Here is a 16,118-nt window from a genome sequence, read left to right as displayed (position 1 = left end):
TCATCCAGAATGTATTATTTCAGCTGGTGCAGCACCGCTGAAAGCTCTTGCTGCCAACCAGGAACAGCACAACCTAGTAAGTTCACCAAGATAGAACCATCCATAACAGACCAAGCCGGGCGTTTAGCCGGTGTTGGGTGATCACTGGTTTTAATGGGATTTACCACTGGAGCCTTCTCAAGCAACCTAGCCGCTACTGCTTGTTTAAATATCTCACAGGCAAAACCATACCAAGTAGTTGCTGGTGAATTACTGAAATGGTAAACACCCCAAGGTAATTCACCCGCTTCGATAAATTTTTTCGCTAACTGCCACAGCACATTAGCAATACTGGCAGCACTGGTAGGGCAACCATGCTGGTCTGCAACTACGCCCAACGTATCGCGCTCTTTACCGATGCGAATCATGGTTGTAACAAAGTTATTGCCTTCTGCACCAAACACCCAGCTGGTACGCAGAATAATGTGCTTAACACCACTGCTGATTATTACCTGCTCACCAGCCAGCTTGCTGGCACCGTAAACGCCGGTTGGGCCAACCGGATCGGTTTCTTTGTAGGGGGCAGTCGCTGTACCGTCAAACACATAGTCGGTAGAAATATGGAAAACCGGGATACCCAAAGCCAAGGCTGCTTGAGCCAGGTTTTTAACGCCAATCTCATTTACGACATAAGCACGGTCAGCATCGCTTTCGGCTTTGTCTACAGCAGTGTACGCAGCGGCGTTAATAATAAGCGCCGGTACTTGCTCAGCTACTATCCGCTGAACCTGCTGGGCATTGGTAATATCCAACTCGCTTGAGTTGTAACCCACAGCATCAAAACCAGCCGGGGCCAGCTTAACCAGTTCACTGCCAACCTGCCCGGCTGCACCCGTAATTAATACCTTAACCATGTAAGTCTTTTAACCCCGGGTAGCGTTGGTCTTTTTCAGAAAGCTGAACGTCAGTAAGCGGCCAGGCAATGTTTAGCGTGGGGCAGTTCCAGGCTACACCACCTTCATCAGTAGGGTCGTAGTAGTCGGTGCATTTGTACACAAAATCGACTGCATCGGTTAATACCACAAAGCCATGGGCATAACCTGGTGGCACCCACAACTGGCGGTGGTTATCTTCCGACAACTCTACCCCAACGTATTGGCCGTAAGTGGGCGATGCCGGGTTAATATCAGCAGCTACGTCATACACCGCACCACGCACTACGCTAACCAGTTTTCCTTGCGGCTTGGTTTTCTGAAAATGCAGTCCGCGTAAAACGCCCTTACGCGAACGTGAGTGGTTATCTTGCACAAAGGCTAACTCAATACCCGCTTCATCGCGGTAACGCTGGGCGCTGAAGGTTTCCATAAAGAACCCGCGCGCATCACCAAACACTTTTGGCTCAATAATTTTCACACCGGCTAATGCTGTATCAATAACTTTCATACTTACCCCTTGTGCTCTTCAGCTAAACGAAGCAAGTATTGACCATAGCCGGTTTTCGCCAGTTTGTTACCCTGCGCAAGAAGCGCTTCACGGCTTAGCCAGCCATTGTGAAAACCAATTTCTTCTAAACAGGCAATTTTAAGCCCCTGACGATGCTCTACTGTTTGTACAAACATACCTGCTTCCAACAGGCTTTCGTGGGTACCAGTATCCAGCCAGGCAAAACCACGACCTAACAGTTCTACGTTTAAGTCGCCACGTTCCAGGTAAGCCTGGTTCACACTGGTAATCTCCAGCTCGCCCCTGTGTGAAGGCTTAACGGCCTTGGCAATCTGAACGACATCATTGTCGTAAAAATACAGCCCGGTAACGGCATAGTTAGATTTTGGCTTAGCGGGTTTTTCTTCAATACTTAACGCACGGCCATTAGCGTCAAACTCAACCACACCAAAACGGTTAGGGTCACTCACTAGGTACCCAAAAACCGTTGCGCCCCTCTCCATTGATGCTGCATGTTTTAATTGCCGGCTAAAGCTCTGGCCATAAAAAATGTTATCACCCAACACCAAACATACAGAATCAGTGCCGATAAACTCCTCTCCAATAATAAAGGCTTGTGCCAAGCCATCCGGTGACGGTTGTTCGGCATAACTCAGTTCAATACCGTATTCACTGCCATCACCCAGCAACTTTTTAAAATTGGGTAAATCTTCAGGTGTGGAGATAACCAGAACTTCCCGAATGCCAGCCAGCATAAGGACTGACAGCGGATAGTAGATCATCGGCTTATCGTAAATAGGCAACAGCTGTTTAGAAACACCCTTAGTAATGGGGTACAAACGAGTGCCAGAACCACCGGCTAAAATAATGCCTTTCATGCCTTTTCCCCTAAACGGCCTAGCTGATAATCACCATTCAAAACACGCTGCCACCATTCGCGGTTATTTAAGTACCACGTAACAGTCTTACGCAGGCCGGTTTCAAAAGTTTCCTCTGGCTTCCAGCCCAGTTCACGTTCAATCTTGCTGGCATCAATGGCGTAACGCACATCGTGACCGGGGCGGTCTTTCACAAAAGTAATTAAATCTTCATAACGGGTAACACCAGCAGGCTTCTTATCTGCTGCCAGCTCTTCCAGCAAACTGCACAGTGTACGTACAACTTCAATATTACGTTTTTCGTTATGACCACCGATGTTGTAGGTTTCCCCCACTACACCTTCGGTTACCACTTTCACCAATGCGCGGGCATGGTCTTCTACGTACAACCAATCCCGAATCTGGCTACCATCGCCATACACAGGCAGCGGCTTACCAGCCAGCGCATTCAATATCATGTGCGGTAACAGTTTTTCTGGGAAGTGATACGGACCGTAGTTATTGGAACAGTTGGTTACCAGTGTGGGCAAGCCATAGGTACGCTGCCAGGCACGAACCAAATGGTCGGAACTGGCTTTAGAAGCTGAATACGGCGAGCTGGGCGCGTATGGTGTGGTTTCGGTGAACAGATCGTCTGTGCCATGCAGGTCACCGTACACTTCATCCGTCGAAATATGATGAAAGCGGAAAGCGGCTTTACGCTCAGCCGGTAAGCATTGCCAATAGCTGCGTGCCGCTTCCAGTAATGTGTAAGTACCAACAATGTTGGTTTCAATGAAATCGGCCGGGCCATCAATTGAACGGTCAACATGGCTTTCAGCAGCCAGGTGCATAACCGCATCAGGTTGAAATTCAGCAAACACCTTATCTAACGCCACACGATCGCAGATATCCACCTGATAAAAACGATAGCGACCTGAACTACTTACTGTAGCAACAGAATCCAAATTGCCTGCGTAAGTGAGCTTGTCGACGTTTGCGACAACATGGTTGGTGCTTTCAATTAGGTAGCGAATAACAGCAGAGCCAATAAAGCCTGCGCCACCAGTTACTAACAACTTCATACACGGACCCATTTAGAAATTTCAAAATCAAATCTTTTAATAACTCTAGCAGGTGCACCGACCGCGATAGAATTTGCAGGAATGTCGGTAGTAACAACTGAATTAGCACCTATTACTGCCCCCTTGCCAATTGTTACACCGGGTAAAACACTAACGAACTCACCAATCCAGACATTGTCTTCAATAATTACTGGGCTCGAAATAATAGGTCTACTAGCTGGCGCAGTAAGTGGTGACGAATGAATATCACCTGAATAACCACCATGATTATGATCAGATATAAACACCTTACTTGCAATCAAAACATTATTTCCAATAACAACTTTCTCCATAGATGCAATATGAACATAGTCATTAATCTGGACATTATCACCGAAATAAATTTTAGTCTCATCAGCGTCTTCAACAAAAGCATCAATTCTACAACCAACACCTGTTGTCAAATTTCTTCCGAACGAAATATTATTTTTGTTCCTTATAAAAAATGGAATTCTTATCAATCTGGATTGTGGAGAAATCAGTAATGTTGAGACTTTGCTAAATAATAAATATATAAATGTAAAAAATCCATAACCTCTCATAATAACTTTCTCACACCAGTAATAAAAACACGACGCAAGTATTTAGAAAATAGCCAGCAACAGGAAAAAATAAAAAATGCGCGACTTATCTGATTACGTTCAAGGGCAGATTTAACAATATAAATTTCACCAACGAACATTTTTTTTAAATCAGAGGACAGCCCCTTTTCACCAAATCGTTGCTTACCAAACCCCATTGAAACAAGACCGCTGTTCAATATATATATCGGCGTAAACAACAAGCAACGTAGCCAAAGATCACAATCCTCACCACGCCTTTTTTTAACATCAAATAAACCAGCCCTGATAAAAATATCTTTTTTTGCAATAATTGTTGATGTCGGAGGGTACCATTTCAAAATCAATTCATTAGCATTAAGCTTGAACAATGATAACTTATTCTTACCAAAGAAAGGGTATCTTTCATCGTCAACATTTGCACCAAGAAATTCTATATGTGGAAGTTTCGATATTTCTAAGAACTGACGCTCGAGTTTTTCAGGATACCAAAAATCATCAGAATCTAGTAGCGCCACCCATTCCGTCTGCGCTGCCTTAATCCCCATATTACGAGCGGAAGATACACCACCATTTTCTTTATTAAATATGGTTAAAACCCTATTTGCTGGAAGCTCTTTAAATGCAGCCTCTAAAACCGCCAAGCTGTTATCTTTAGACCCATCATTTACAACAATAATATTAATCAAATCCTTATATGTTTGATCAACTACAGACTGCACACAGGAAACGATTGTATCGTGTGAGTTGTACATTGGAATAACAACTGAAATACCAAACATTAATAATACACCTGCCAGATAAAGTAGAACGGTAAATAGGGGCTATCACCAACATCATATAATGAAATCATTATTCTCAAAATATTAACAAACTCCAAAAAACCAAGAAAAAAAATAAACATCAACAACCAGATATTTTTTATGACAAAAAATCGGGTTTCAGATAATGAAAACAGCACAATTCTAAACATAAGAAAATATAAAATTGCACCAGTCATTCTTAAACCAGCGTAACTAAACGAGGAAATAAAAACAAAAGCAATAACAGAAGATATAAGAACAAAAAACTCTAGGTTTGAAATCGAATATACATTACGCAATATCAAAACGAGCGCTATTGAAATAAAAACCCTCAAAAACCCCGAATACAAATTTGGTGACTCATATTGAAGATATGCATAGTATTTAACAAGGAGATGCTCCTGAAACATAAAAAGAAAAATGCCTACTAGACAAATGCCAAAAACAACAATGTGGAAAGACATATTCCTAACAAACGACAAAAGAATAATAATTAAAGAAGAACTGTGTATAAACACTGAAGAAAACGCAGGAAAAACTGACTTGATATAATTTAACCCATAAATATATGCGATCGCAAAAGAAGCAATTAAGAACGACAAGCCATAACGAACACCATTCATTGTAAAATCATGAAAAAAAACCGGAAAAACCAACAACGAAAAAATCTGAACAGAACACTTCGTTCGCGAAAATAAAAAATAAAAAATCAAAAAAATTAAAAAAGTTATACATCGCAATATATATACTGGGTCACTAAAAACAACACTTAAAAACCGGACCAAAAACACAAAACCGGTTTCCACACCGACTGATTCACCCAATATAATATTAGATATTATACTTTCATATGTAGCGGTATCTACACCAACAGCCCCCCCTAAAAACAACTATCACAAATGATGGAATAAGCAAAATAAATAGAATTACCCTTAAAGAATTTAGCTCTATCTTGGGCGCCAAAAAACCCAGAGGTACAACAGCCATATACGGAAGAAAATAGTACAAAAAAGCATCTAAATACAATTAAAACCTCAGCATCATTTAAGGGTTCTTTTCGCTTGAAGCAATGCCTTCAAAATCCTAATATAAAAAATAAATGTTAAAAGGTATTTATTGACTCCCAACTCTAACAAAATACGATATAACTCCGTTATTATTCCAATGGCATCTAGGGAGCTAACTCCACCATCACCGAATACTCCAGTAACAACATTTATCTCTTTAACAACAGCCCCACCTAGATAAGCCTTGATCATAAAGTATTGATCAGCAGCAATTGGAAACCTTTTTGAATAATAGCCAAACTTTTCATGAAGAGATTTCCTGAAAATGGAACCAACAGCATGGCCTGAACAAAATGCAGCAGAGGCAGTCAACCACATAGGGCCACGATTAGCTTTAAAGAGCTTTCCCGCATGATAAAAATTTGATGTTATTATATCAATATTATTATTTATCGCTTTCTTATATTCTGAAACTGCATCTACTGTTAAAGAATCATCAGCACCTAAAACCAAATAAAACTCACCAGATGACGCCTTTATTCCGCGATTCAGTGCATCATAAATACCAAAATCCTCTTGGGATATAAGCTTCAAATTAAGATCGGTAATTGATTTTAGATAATCAACCGTACCATCAGTTGAAGCGCCGTCAGCCACTACCCATTCAAAATCTTTGTCTGTCTGTTTTCTTAAGCTTTCAACCAAATCTGGTAAATGCTGTATAGCATTATAGGTTGCTGTTATAACACTTAATTTCATTATTTATTTATCACTCCTTTAAACAAAAATCACACACTAGCAGCGCCCATAACTATCCTTCAGCCTTACAATATCATCCTCTCCCAAGTAAGAACCTGACTGAACTTCAATCAGCTCTAATGGAATTTTACCGGGGTTTTCCAAGGCGTGTATTTCACCAATCGGAATATAGGTGGATTCATTTTCAGTTACCAAAAAAGTCTTGTCGCCATTGGTTACTTTAGCTGTACCGCTTACTACTACCCAGTGTTCAGCACGGTGGTGATGCATTTGTACAGACAGCTTGGCACCTGGCTTTACTGTAATGCGTTTTACCTGGTAGCGCTCTCCTGACTCAATAGAATCGTAAACCCCCCAAGGGCGATAAACCTCGCGGTGGTTCATGTGTTCGTGGCGGCCATCTTTTTTAATGGCATCCACTACTTTTTTAACGTCTTGCACTTTGTCTTTGTGCACAACCAAAACAGCGTCTTTGGTTTCTACAACCACCAGGTTGTCTACCCCCACTGTGGCGACCAGTTTGTGTTCTGCATGTATCAGGCTGTTGGTGGTGTTAATGGCCAGTACATCACCTTTGCTAACATTGCCGTGCTCGTCTTTGGTACCAATATCCCACAGGGCTGACCAGGAACCGACATCGCTCCAGCCTGCTTCCAGTGGCACAACGGCAGCGGCCTGGGTTTTTTCCATTACGGCATAGTCGATAGAGTCTTCCGGGCAATCTTTAAAAATGGTGGCATCGACACGGGTAAAATCCATATCTTGGGTGCCAGCCTGAAAGGCGCGGGTGCAGAAATCGAGAATATCCGGCCGAAACTCTTTCAACGCGGCCAGGTAAACACTGGCTTTGAACATAAACATACCGCTGTTCCAGTAGTAATCACCGGATTGCAAATAATTTGCTGCCGTTTTGGCATCTGGCTTCTCTACAAAACGTGCGACTTGGTAGCCTTGAACAGGCAGAACGCTACCCCGCTGAATATAGCCATAACCTGTTTCAGCATGGGTTGGCACAATACCAAAGGTCACTAACTTGTTAGCCTCGGCCAGGCTGGTTGCTACCTGTACGGCTTTTTGAAAGGCAGCCTGGTCGGCAATGTAATGGTCTGCGGCCAATACCAATAAAACAGGGTCATGCCCTTTTGCGGTAGCGCTGAGGGCGGCCAGTGCAATAGCCGGAGCCGTATTGCGCCCTACCGGTTCCAGAATAATGCTGGAATTTGCTACGCCGGCCTGACGCAGTTGTTCGGCGACTAAAAAACGATGGTCTTCATTACAAATAATGGCAGGTGCTGTTATCTCCAGCCCATCCAGGCGCGCCAGTGTTTGTTGCAGTAGGGTTGTATCGCCACAAAGTTTTAAAAACTGCTTGGGGTTTAACTGACGTGACAACGGCCATAACCGAGAGCCGGTGCCACCGGCCATAACAACAGGGGTAAGCATGATTTTATAGCCCGTTAAAATAGAGTTTGGTGTATTGGTGAACATTTGGATTAGCCAATATGGCATTGGTTTTTAACCACTGCGTATTGTTGTGCTGCTGTGCACTTAGCTGCACGCTTTCAGCGGGCAGTACCAGTTGGTAAGCCAGTGCAATATAGTGCGTTGACGGCTGTTCACCGAAAACAGAATCCGAATAAAAATGCTCGTACACACCTTTAAATATTGCCTGTCTTCTTTCCACCGTTATACCCAACTCTTCGGTGGTTAAGCGCTGGAAGGCGGCATCCAACGTTTCATTTTTTTGAACCCGCCCCCTGGTACAAACCAATAACCCTGAGCAGGACGATTATTTCGTAAACCGAGCAGATATTCGCCTTGCTCATTTTCTACCAGCAAGTCAATTGAAATCAGTGGTGTGGAATGCACCACTGTTGCAAAGGTATCGGCATCCAGCCAGCCTGGGGGATTAATGTCCATAATAGTTCCGCTCACAGCTTATTTATTAACCGCGTAAATGCGACTGGTGTTGTAAAAACCAGTCATAAGTATCGGTAAGGCCAGCTTCTAAACTGATGCGGGCTTGCCAGCCCAACGCTTTAAGGCGGCTAACATCCATTAATTTGCGTGGTGTGCCATCGGGTTTGGTAGTGTCAAACACTATTTCACCTTCAAAGCCAACCACTTTTTGCATGGTTTCTGCTAATTCGCGAATGGTGCAGTCAACCCCTGTGCCCACGTTAATGTGCGATAGCATGGGTTGCGTATTGGCCTGATAAATATCGTTCGCCAGGTTCATTACATGCACACTGGCAGCGGCCATATCTTTTACATGCAGAAACTCGCGCATCGGCTTACCACTACCCCACACCACCACTTGCTTGTCACCCGCCTGCTTGGATTCGTGGAAGCGGCGCATCATGGCAGGAATAACATGGCTGTTTTGCGGGTGGAAGTTATCATTTTCGCCATACAGGTTAGTAGGCATTACGCTACGGTAATCTCGCCCGTATTGGCGGTTGTAACTTTCACACAGTTTAATCCCAGTAATTTTAGCAATGGCATAGGGTTCGTTGGTGGGTTCCAGCGTACCGGTTAATAACGCCGCCTCTGTCATCGGCTGTTCGGCCATTTTGGGGTAGATGCAGGAGGAGCCTAAAAACAATAACTTCTGCACACCCGCTTTGTGCGCAGCATGAATGATGTTGGCTTCAATCATCAGGTTTTCGTAAATAAACTCAGCAGGGTATTCATTGTTAGCGTGAATGCCCCCTACTTTGGCAGCAGCCAGGTATACCTGATCAATCCGTTCGTGCTTAAAAAACTGCTGAACAGCTTGCTGATCCAATAAGTTCAACTCGCTGCGATTACGAACTACCAGCTGAATTTCCGGGCTTCTATCTAACTGGCGTACCAGGGCAGAGCCAACCATCCCATTATGGCCCGCAATAAAAATACGTTGTTTTGCCATAACCATCAGTTCTCTACCGATACCGGTACTTCGTAGCCGTGCAGCTTAAGCAGTGCATGGCGCTGTGCGGTTTTCAGGTCTTCTGCGACCATTTCGGCACACATTTCCTGCACGGTAATTTCCGGTACCCAACCCAATTTGGCTTTGGCGTTGCTTGGATCACCTAACAGGGTTTCTACTTCTGCCGGACGGAAATAGCGCGGGTCTACCCGTACAATAGTGTCACCTACTTTCAAGGCCGGTGCTTTATCGCCCTCAATGGCAGTAATAACTGCTACTTCATCGACACCTTTGCCATCAAAACGCAGAGTAATGCCAAGCTCTTTGGCGGACCATTCAATAAACTGTCGTACTGAATACTGCACCCCGGTGGCAATAACAAAATCTTCTGGTTTTTCTTGTTGCAGCATCATCCATTGCATACGCACGTAATCTTTGGCATGGCCCCAGTCACGCAGTGCATCCATATTCCCCATGAACAAGCACTGTTCTAAACCCTGAGCAATGTTTGCCAAGCCACGGGTAATTTTACGGGTAACAAAGGTTTCACCACGGCGCGGGGATTCGTGATTAAACAAAATGCCGTTACAGGCATACATGCCGTAGGCTTCACGGTAGTTCACGGTAATCCAATAGGCGTACAGTTTTGCCACCGCATAGGGTGATCGCGGGTAGAAAGGCGTAGTCTCTTTTTGCGGAATTTCCTGTACCAAACCATAGAGTTCAGATGTAGAAGCCTGATAGAACTTTGTTTTCTTTTCCAGGCCCAGCAAACGAATGGCTTCCAGAATACGCAGCGTACCCATCGCATCCACATCGGCGGTGTATTCTGGTGATTCAAACGAAACCGCTACGTGCGACTGTGCACCCAGGTTGTACACTTCGTCGGGCTGCACTTCCTGCAAGATACGGGTGAGGTTAGAAGAGTCAGTTAAATCACCGTAGTGCAGAATAAAATTCTGATTATGAACATGAGGATCCTGGTAAATATGATCTACCCGCTGTGTATTAAACAATGATGCACGGCGCTTAATACCATGAACTTGGTAACCTTTTTCCAGCAGAAACTCTGCCAGATAAGAACCGTCCTGGCCAGTTACACCAGTAATAAGTGCTTTTTTCATCTCAACCATCCAGTTAAACTTATGAAAAATCTATATATATTTTAAGTTAAAAACGAAGTACTCGCTTTAACCTTCTAACAACCCTATATAAATAAGACTTGACACTATACTCATCATAAAAAATATCATCTATCAATACCATCTCATCAAGTAGAATAAGAGGTTCCGTGAGTATAAAATCAGAATTCCCAATACGAGATGCAAGGGATTTACTATCAAAAGTATGTGTTGCATCCTCTCCAAAACCTAGATTTTTGACTAAATTCACACTCGGATACAAATTATATAAAGACTCAGAAAAGCTCAAAAACATCGCTTGATAATCCCATGTATTTATGGATGCCCCTTTCATTTTATTAAGTATATCAATCCAATACCGAAGGCCACCCCTATAATTTAAAAAGCTATAGTTCTTTAAAAACTCATCTCCTTCTAGATCAAAAAAATCCACACTGTATTTTTGCCACTGGTGTCGCCAAGTAGCCCAACCCCACATATTAAAAAAATGACTTCTGTAAACACCTCCACCTGATAGAACCTCATAATTTTCGCGCAGGTTACCTGAAATGGAAAATACCCTTTTTTCTTCCCCATAATGATTCAGTAAGGATTCGCAATACCAGAAAAAACTCTGGCTGGGCAGGCAGTCATCTTCCAGAATGATTCCTTGCTCTTCATTCTCAAAGAACCAGGTGATTGCACCACTTACTGCATATTTGCAGCCGAGGTTTTTTTCTCTGAAAAGAGTTTTAACTTCACAGTCCCAGTCGATGTTTTCCATCACATACTCACGTACAGCCTGTACTTTTTCAGCTTCGCCTTCTTTTGTTTCTCTGGCACCGTCTGCTGCTATGTAGAGTCTGGGTGGTTTGGCTTGGCGAATCGCTTCAAAAACTTGTTTGGTGGTATCCAAGCGATTGAATACGAGAAAAAGCACAGCAGTATTGAGTGGATGCGGCGGTGTAAACGGCTGAGGGGTTGTCATTATTTAATCCAGTTGTTTTCTTTCAAATGTGCAATGTAGTCTGCCAGTCTTCTTTTGGGTGACCAGCCTAATGCTTGTGTCTTGTCTGTGACCACGTCGGCAGTCATACGGTTGCCTTTACGCTCTGGCAGCATTTCGATCTTGCCACCGAATAGCTCAGCCACTTCAAGGATGGTGAAGGACTCAGGGCTACCAATGCCAAACTCATCACCATAACCATTCTCACCGACCATCACCAAACCATCGACGATGTCATCCACATGGGTGAAGTTACGCTTTTGCGTACCTGGGCTAACAATGGTAAGGGTCTCGTTAGCTTTCATTTTTTCGGTAAAAAGGGCAATCAGGGTGGCGTACTTACCTGTTGCAATCTCGCGTTTACCGTAAACATTGTAAAAATAAACAATGGCGTAAGGAATGTTGAACCAGTCGCCGTAGTTTTCGACCAGTTCAGTATTGCTGGCTTTTGTCCAGGCATAGGGGCTTTGGCTTCTACCCAGACCACCATCACCAAACTTGGTGCTGCTACCAGCATAAATGAGTTTGGCACCTGTTTTTCTACAAAACTGCAGAACTGCAAAAATACCCTGCTTGTTGAATGCCCAGACTTTTTCGATATCGTCAAAGCTCTGTTCTACACGCGAATATTCACCCAGGTGGTAGATGTAGTCAGGTGTGAAGTCAATCAGTTCATCAATTTGTGCTGTAGAGCCACGAATATAGGTGACACCAGGAACGTGATTGGCCTCACTGCCTGTAAAGTAGTTATCTAGTGACACTACCAGGCTGTTTGGGTCTTGAGCCAGGCGCTCGCACAGGTGACTACCAACAAAGCCAGCACCGCCAGTAACAAGAATTTTATTAGTCATGTTTCAGTCCTTACCAAAAAGATCGCGGCTATATACTTTGTGCTGATGCGCTAGCAGGCTTTCATCCGAACGGTTGGCAATGATGACATCGGCCTGACTTACAAAGGCATCAAAGTCATTGATGACTTGAGCATCGTGGAACAGCGCTTCATCCAGTTCCGGCTCATAGATCACCAATTCAATGCCCTTGCCCTGTAAGCGGTGCATAACACCCTGAATGGCAGAGGCTCTGAAGTTGTCGGAACCTGCCTTCATGATCAGCCGATACACCCCCACTTTATGTGGGTTGCGCTCCAGAATCTGGTGGGTAATGAAATCCATACGGGTATCATTCGCTAGCACGATAGCCTCAATGATTTTCTGAGGCACCTGTTCAAAATTGGCTAAGAGTTGTTTGGTGTCTTTGGGTAGACAATAACCACCATAACCGAATGATGGGTTGTTGTAGTGATTGCCGATACGCGGATCTAATGACATTCCTTCAATAATCTGCCGGGTATCCAGGTTGTTCACTTCTGCATAGGAGTCCAGTTCATTGAAGTAGGCCACGCGCATCGCCAAGTAGGTGTTGGCAAACAGCTTGATGGCTTCTGCTTCTGTGCTGTCTGTAAAGAGTACGGGCATATCCTTTTTGATGGCTCCCTCTACCAATAAGCCCGCAAACGTTTCAGCGCGTGCTGAACGCTCACCAACAATAATTCGGGATGGATAGAGGTTGTCGTAAAGTGCCTGGCCTTCCCGCAAGAACTCTGGTGAAAAAATTATGTTATCAATACCAAACTTTGCTCTGACTTGATTGACATAACCGACAGGGATGGTGGATTTTATCACCATCACCGCATCAGGATTGATTGCCAGCACATCCTGAATCACCGCTTCGATTGAACGAGTATTGAAGTAATGGGTTTCAGGATCGTAGTCAGTTGGGGTGGCGATAATGACAAACTCTGCACCCTCATAAGCTTTATGCTTATCCAGCGTAGCAGCCAGGTTCAAAGACTTGCTCTGCAAAAAATCTTCAATCTCGGCATCATGAATGGGTGACTTGCCTGCATTGATCAGATCAATTTTTTCTGGAATCAAATCCAAAGCAACAACCTGGTTGTTCTGAGACAGCAAGACAGCCATGGAAAGACCCACATAACCTGTACCTGCTACTGCTATTTTCACTTTATAATCCTTCTAAATAAAAACTTTATAACATCAATGGGAAATAAACATAAAGGCTTGTAACCTGTCGTGTAAATAGTTAGCTTTCTTGCCTTTTCCGAGTTTAGTTTAATTAAAAATTGCGTAAAAAAGTCATAATTTAACATTTTATTTATACTGTTAAATTTACACTTGCTAAAATTAACTTCCTCAAAATTAGATGCCAAAGACAATTTTGCAACTTTAATATAGTCATAAGAGTCTTTTATATGCTGAACACCTATTTCCTGTATTTCTTTTCTGACGTGTATAGATTTATTAAAATAGCTTACAATAGAAAGCTCTACTTCTTTTATATTTTTACACAAGAACTCTTTTTGATCTAAACCAACGACCTCGAGCTGACTATTATCTGCCCAAGGTGTGCTTAATGTTACAACAGGTGTTCCACAAAGTATTGACTCAGGTATTACCATACCAAAGCTTTCTCCCTGTTCAACAATAACGACTGTAAGATCAAATGCAGAATAGGCAAGCTGTAAATTCTCATCACCGATTATTTTATCAATTACGGTTATTGATTTTTTATAAGGCGAATCATCGATTGCAAGCAAAATGGATTTAGGCGGATTAACTACCACTAAATGATAGCTATCGTCTTCTTTTTTTAGCTCATTAAAAACTTTAATCAAACCAACGGACCACTTACCATCAAAAGCCTGACCAATACGTCCCAATAATTTAGCACTCTTATCTATATCATATTTTTCACAAAACAGCTCTCTACATTCTAACTTATCAAAGTTAGCAAAGCTCTCTGTTTTAACGGGATAGGGAACAATTGCCGACTTATATTTTGACCCGCCTCTCAGATTAAATATCCAATTTGCCCAGAATGACAATTGAAAACTTGTATCTACAAAACTTGCCCAAGGCGAAGGAACAGAGAAAACATTAGTTTCTATAATTTTTGCTTTTTTACACTTTTCTATCAACAGTAAAATATCTTCATACTTGGGCCCATGACTATGAATATGAATCAGATCTGGATCCCAGTCTTGAATTTCGTTAATTGTGCCAATTCCATCATATACTTTACATTTTTCTTTAACTTCTTCATACCTTGAGCCAAGCCCATATAAAGATAAAATACGGGAATCATGATCAAGTAAGCAATAAGCCTCAGCAAAATTTTGTGCTGCTCTCTGCGTACCGCCCTTATCTAAATTTAAAACAACCGTCAGTATTTTCAAATCACCACCCTATTATTGCTTTCACCTTTAACAAACCAAACACCCTGTTTCTTTTGAAAATAATATCCATAAAAACTGATATTATTAAATCTGAAAGCAATGTTGCTATAGCTGCCCCTATTACACCGTATTTTGGTATCAATATAAAATTTAGGGATACATTTATGAGGAGCAATGCAAACTGACGCCACATTACATCAGCTGCCTTATTTTCTGCCGTCAAGACCTTTGATGTAATTATATTCAAATATGTAAATGGAATTGAGAAAATCAGTATTGCAAGAACTGCATCCGATTCTTTATACTCCATTCCAAACAGTAAAAAAATAATTTCTGAAGATAGAAATGCTACTATGGCAGCCAAAAAAATTAGACCGTAAAAACCTGCTCGAATTAGAATCTTAATATCATTATAGCTTTTCGAATAAACCCGTTTAATTATCATTGGATATAAGCTTGTAGAGACCACAACTGCGAGTATTGCCAGCCCCTCTGCAAGTCTTACCCCAGCACTATATATACCGACTTCGTAATCACCTTGAAACTCTGATATCATAATCTGATCTATTCGCATAGCCAAACCAACACTAAATGCACTAAAAATTAAAGGCCACGAATCTTTGAGCAGTTGCTTGGCAATACTGATATTAAAGCATTTAAAAAAACTAACATTTCCTCTGATTTTGTAGGCTACAAAATAGCTAACACCAAGACTGAAGGTGTCAAACGCAGTAACAAATACAAACCAGAAAAGTTCCGCCTGAGTAACAACCAGGTAAATTTTGATCAGTGATGAAAGGATAAGCTGGGTTACTTTGCAGATGGATACTATTTTGGCAAGGACTTTGGACTGAAAGTAAAACTCCACCACCTCAAAGCTTTGGAAAACTAAGCCTGCTGTGATTATGAATATATAGAGATTGGTAGTGGAATCGTTAGATGTAAAGGGGACAACGGCAGCCATAATGGCCATCACCACAAAGGCACCTATTACTTTAAGCCAGAATGCGGTGCCTAAATAAACATCACGCCCTTGAGGATGATTGATAAGCTCGCGAACTAATATGCCGTCCAACCCTAACTTGGCTATGCCGGCAAAAATGGCGGTAAAGGCCAACACATAGCTGAACAAGCCAAACTGCTCTGGGCCAAGGTAACGGGCAACCCAAATTCCGACCAACAAACCGGCAACGATACGCAGCATTTGCTCAGCCATCATCCAGGATGTGTTGGCAGCATAACGTCTGAAACCCTGATGCTGAACCAGGCTTTTTATTTTATTGATGATCGCCATA

Annotated in this window: 18 protein-coding genes; all 18 read right to left on the bottom strand. The window is 42.6% G+C overall.

Annotated features, from left to right (window positions below):
- Window positions 1–14: 14 nt before the first annotated feature.
- Window positions 15–893, bottom strand: a complete 879-nt coding sequence (gene rfbD / locus J7655_RS08330) for a dTDP-4-dehydrorhamnose reductase (RefSeq protein ID WP_230927358.1) — start codon at window positions 891–893, stop codon at window positions 15–17.
- Window positions 886–1,422 carry a dTDP-4-dehydrorhamnose 3,5-epimerase gene (gene rfbC, locus J7655_RS08325; protein WP_230927357.1) on the bottom strand — a complete coding sequence of 179 codons (537 nt, stop codon included), beginning with the start codon at window positions 1,420–1,422 and terminating at the stop codon, window positions 886–888. The genes rfbD and rfbC overlap by 8 nt, the downstream gene beginning before the upstream one ends.
- A 2-nt stretch (window positions 1,423–1,424) precedes the next feature.
- Complete coding sequence (rfbA, locus tag J7655_RS08320; RefSeq protein ID WP_230927356.1) at window positions 1,425–2,300, bottom strand: glucose-1-phosphate thymidylyltransferase RfbA; 876 nt, start codon at window positions 2,298–2,300, stop codon at window positions 1,425–1,427.
- Entirely contained in the window at window positions 2,297–3,364 is a 1,068-nt protein-coding gene (gene rfbB, locus J7655_RS08315) for a dTDP-glucose 4,6-dehydratase (protein WP_230927355.1), read from the bottom strand. Before rfbB ends, rfbA begins: the two co-directional genes overlap by 4 nt.
- Window positions 3,361–3,945, bottom strand: a complete 585-nt coding sequence (locus J7655_RS20815; RefSeq protein ID WP_275948860.1) for a DapH/DapD/GlmU-related protein — start codon at window positions 3,943–3,945, stop codon at window positions 3,361–3,363. The genes rfbB and J7655_RS20815 overlap by 4 nt, the downstream gene beginning before the upstream one ends.
- Window positions 3,942–4,745 carry a glycosyltransferase family 2 protein gene (locus J7655_RS08305; RefSeq protein WP_230927354.1) on the bottom strand — a complete coding sequence of 268 codons (804 nt, stop codon included), beginning with the start codon at window positions 4,743–4,745 and terminating at the stop codon, window positions 3,942–3,944. Before J7655_RS08305 ends, J7655_RS20815 begins: the two co-directional genes overlap by 4 nt.
- A complete protein-coding gene (locus tag J7655_RS20985; protein ID WP_420850917.1) occupies window positions 4,745–5,656 on the bottom strand; it encodes an EpsG family protein in 912 nt (303 codons plus the stop codon). The genes J7655_RS08305 and J7655_RS20985 overlap by 1 nt, the downstream gene beginning before the upstream one ends.
- 150 nt (window positions 5,657–5,806) lie before the next feature.
- Window positions 5,807–6,532 (bottom strand): glycosyltransferase, encoded by a 726-nt coding sequence (locus J7655_RS08300; protein ID WP_230927353.1) that lies wholly within the window; start codon window positions 6,530–6,532, stop codon window positions 5,807–5,809.
- A 36-nt stretch (window positions 6,533–6,568) separates the two neighbouring features.
- Window positions 6,569–7,975, bottom strand: a complete 1,407-nt coding sequence (locus J7655_RS08295; RefSeq protein ID WP_230927697.1) for a mannose-1-phosphate guanylyltransferase/mannose-6-phosphate isomerase — start codon at window positions 7,973–7,975, stop codon at window positions 6,569–6,571.
- Between the two features lie 4 nt (window positions 7,976–7,979).
- Window positions 7,980–8,264, bottom strand: a complete 285-nt coding sequence (locus J7655_RS20855) for an NUDIX hydrolase (RefSeq protein WP_338052731.1) — start codon at window positions 8,262–8,264, stop codon at window positions 7,980–7,982.
- A complete protein-coding gene (locus tag J7655_RS20850; RefSeq protein ID WP_338052730.1) occupies window positions 8,240–8,452 on the bottom strand; it encodes an NUDIX hydrolase in 213 nt (70 codons plus the stop codon). The genes J7655_RS20855 and J7655_RS20850 overlap by 25 nt, the downstream gene beginning before the upstream one ends.
- Window positions 8,453–8,477: 25 nt before the next feature.
- Window positions 8,478–9,443: a GDP-L-fucose synthase gene (fcl, locus tag J7655_RS08285; RefSeq protein WP_230927352.1), complete on the bottom strand. Its 966-nt coding sequence runs from the start codon at window positions 9,441–9,443 to the stop codon at window positions 8,478–8,480.
- A gap of 5 nt (window positions 9,444–9,448) precedes the next feature.
- Window positions 9,449–10,567: a GDP-mannose 4,6-dehydratase gene (gmd, locus tag J7655_RS08280; RefSeq protein ID WP_230927351.1), complete on the bottom strand. Its 1,119-nt coding sequence runs from the start codon at window positions 10,565–10,567 to the stop codon at window positions 9,449–9,451.
- Window positions 10,568–10,613: 46 nt separating this feature from the next.
- A complete protein-coding gene (locus tag J7655_RS08275; protein WP_230927350.1) occupies window positions 10,614–11,552 on the bottom strand; it encodes a hypothetical protein in 939 nt (312 codons plus the stop codon).
- Window positions 11,552–12,421, bottom strand: coding sequence for an NAD-dependent epimerase/dehydratase family protein (locus J7655_RS08270; RefSeq protein WP_230927349.1), 870 nt, complete (start codon window positions 12,419–12,421; stop codon window positions 11,552–11,554). The genes J7655_RS08275 and J7655_RS08270 overlap by 1 nt, the downstream gene beginning before the upstream one ends.
- A 3-nt stretch (window positions 12,422–12,424) precedes the next feature.
- Window positions 12,425–13,591, bottom strand: a complete 1,167-nt coding sequence (locus J7655_RS08265; protein ID WP_230927348.1) for a nucleotide sugar dehydrogenase — start codon at window positions 13,589–13,591, stop codon at window positions 12,425–12,427.
- Window positions 13,588–14,823: a glycosyltransferase gene (locus tag J7655_RS08260; protein ID WP_230927347.1), complete on the bottom strand. Its 1,236-nt coding sequence runs from the start codon at window positions 14,821–14,823 to the stop codon at window positions 13,588–13,590. The genes J7655_RS08265 and J7655_RS08260 overlap by 4 nt, the downstream gene beginning before the upstream one ends.
- Window position 14,824: 1 nt before the next feature.
- Window positions 14,825–16,117 (bottom strand): flippase, encoded by a 1,293-nt coding sequence (locus tag J7655_RS08255; RefSeq protein ID WP_230927346.1) that lies wholly within the window; start codon window positions 16,115–16,117, stop codon window positions 14,825–14,827.
- Between the last annotated feature and the right edge of the window lies 1 nt (window position 16,118).

This window comes from Pseudomonas wenzhouensis, assembly GCF_021029445.1.
In the GTDB taxonomy this organism is placed as follows: domain Bacteria; phylum Pseudomonadota; class Gammaproteobacteria; order Pseudomonadales; family Pseudomonadaceae; genus Aquipseudomonas; species Aquipseudomonas wenzhouensis.
The sequence above is the reverse complement of the archived record's forward strand: the minus strand, read 5'-3'. Positions and strand labels throughout refer to the sequence as shown.

Excerpts from the sequence above, each read along its gene's own strand:
- fcl (WP_230927352.1), bottom strand. The coding sequence starts at position 9,443 with ATGGCAAAACAACGTATTTTTATTGCGGGCCATAATGGGATGGTTGGC.
- J7655_RS08300 (WP_230927353.1), bottom strand. The coding sequence starts at position 6,532 with ATGAAATTAAGTGTTATAACAGCAACCTATAATGCTATACAGCATTTA.
- J7655_RS08255 (WP_230927346.1), bottom strand. The coding sequence starts at position 16,117 with ATGGCGATCATCAATAAAATAAAAAGCCTGGTTCAGCATCAGGGTTTC.
- J7655_RS20850 (WP_338052730.1), bottom strand. The coding sequence starts at position 8,452 with ATGGACATTAATCCCCCAGGCTGGCTGGATGCCGATACCTTTGCAACA.
- J7655_RS08270 (WP_230927349.1), bottom strand. The coding sequence starts at position 12,421 with ATGACTAATAAAATTCTTGTTACTGGCGGTGCTGGCTTTGTTGGTAGT.
- rfbB (WP_230927355.1), bottom strand. The coding sequence starts at position 3,364 with ATGAAGTTGTTAGTAACTGGTGGCGCAGGCTTTATTGGCTCTGCTGTT.
- J7655_RS08295 (WP_230927697.1), bottom strand. The coding sequence starts at position 7,975 with ATGCTTACCCCTGTTGTTATGGCCGGTGGCACCGGCTCTCGGTTATGG.
- J7655_RS08275 (WP_230927350.1), bottom strand. The coding sequence starts at position 11,552 with ATGACAACCCCTCAGCCGTTTACACCGCCGCATCCACTCAATACTGCT.
- rfbA (WP_230927356.1), bottom strand. The coding sequence starts at position 2,300 with ATGAAAGGCATTATTTTAGCCGGTGGTTCTGGCACTCGTTTGTACCCC.
- gmd (WP_230927351.1), bottom strand. The coding sequence starts at position 10,567 with ATGAAAAAAGCACTTATTACTGGTGTAACTGGCCAGGACGGTTCTTAT.
- rfbD (WP_230927358.1), bottom strand. The coding sequence starts at position 893 with ATGGTTAAGGTATTAATTACGGGTGCAGCCGGGCAGGTTGGCAGTGAA.
- rfbC (WP_230927357.1), bottom strand. The coding sequence starts at position 1,422 with ATGAAAGTTATTGATACAGCATTAGCCGGTGTGAAAATTATTGAGCCA.
- J7655_RS20815 (WP_275948860.1), bottom strand. The coding sequence starts at position 3,945 with ATGAGAGGTTATGGATTTTTTACATTTATATATTTATTATTTAGCAAA.
- J7655_RS08305 (WP_230927354.1), bottom strand. The coding sequence starts at position 4,745 with ATGTTTGGTATTTCAGTTGTTATTCCAATGTACAACTCACACGATACA.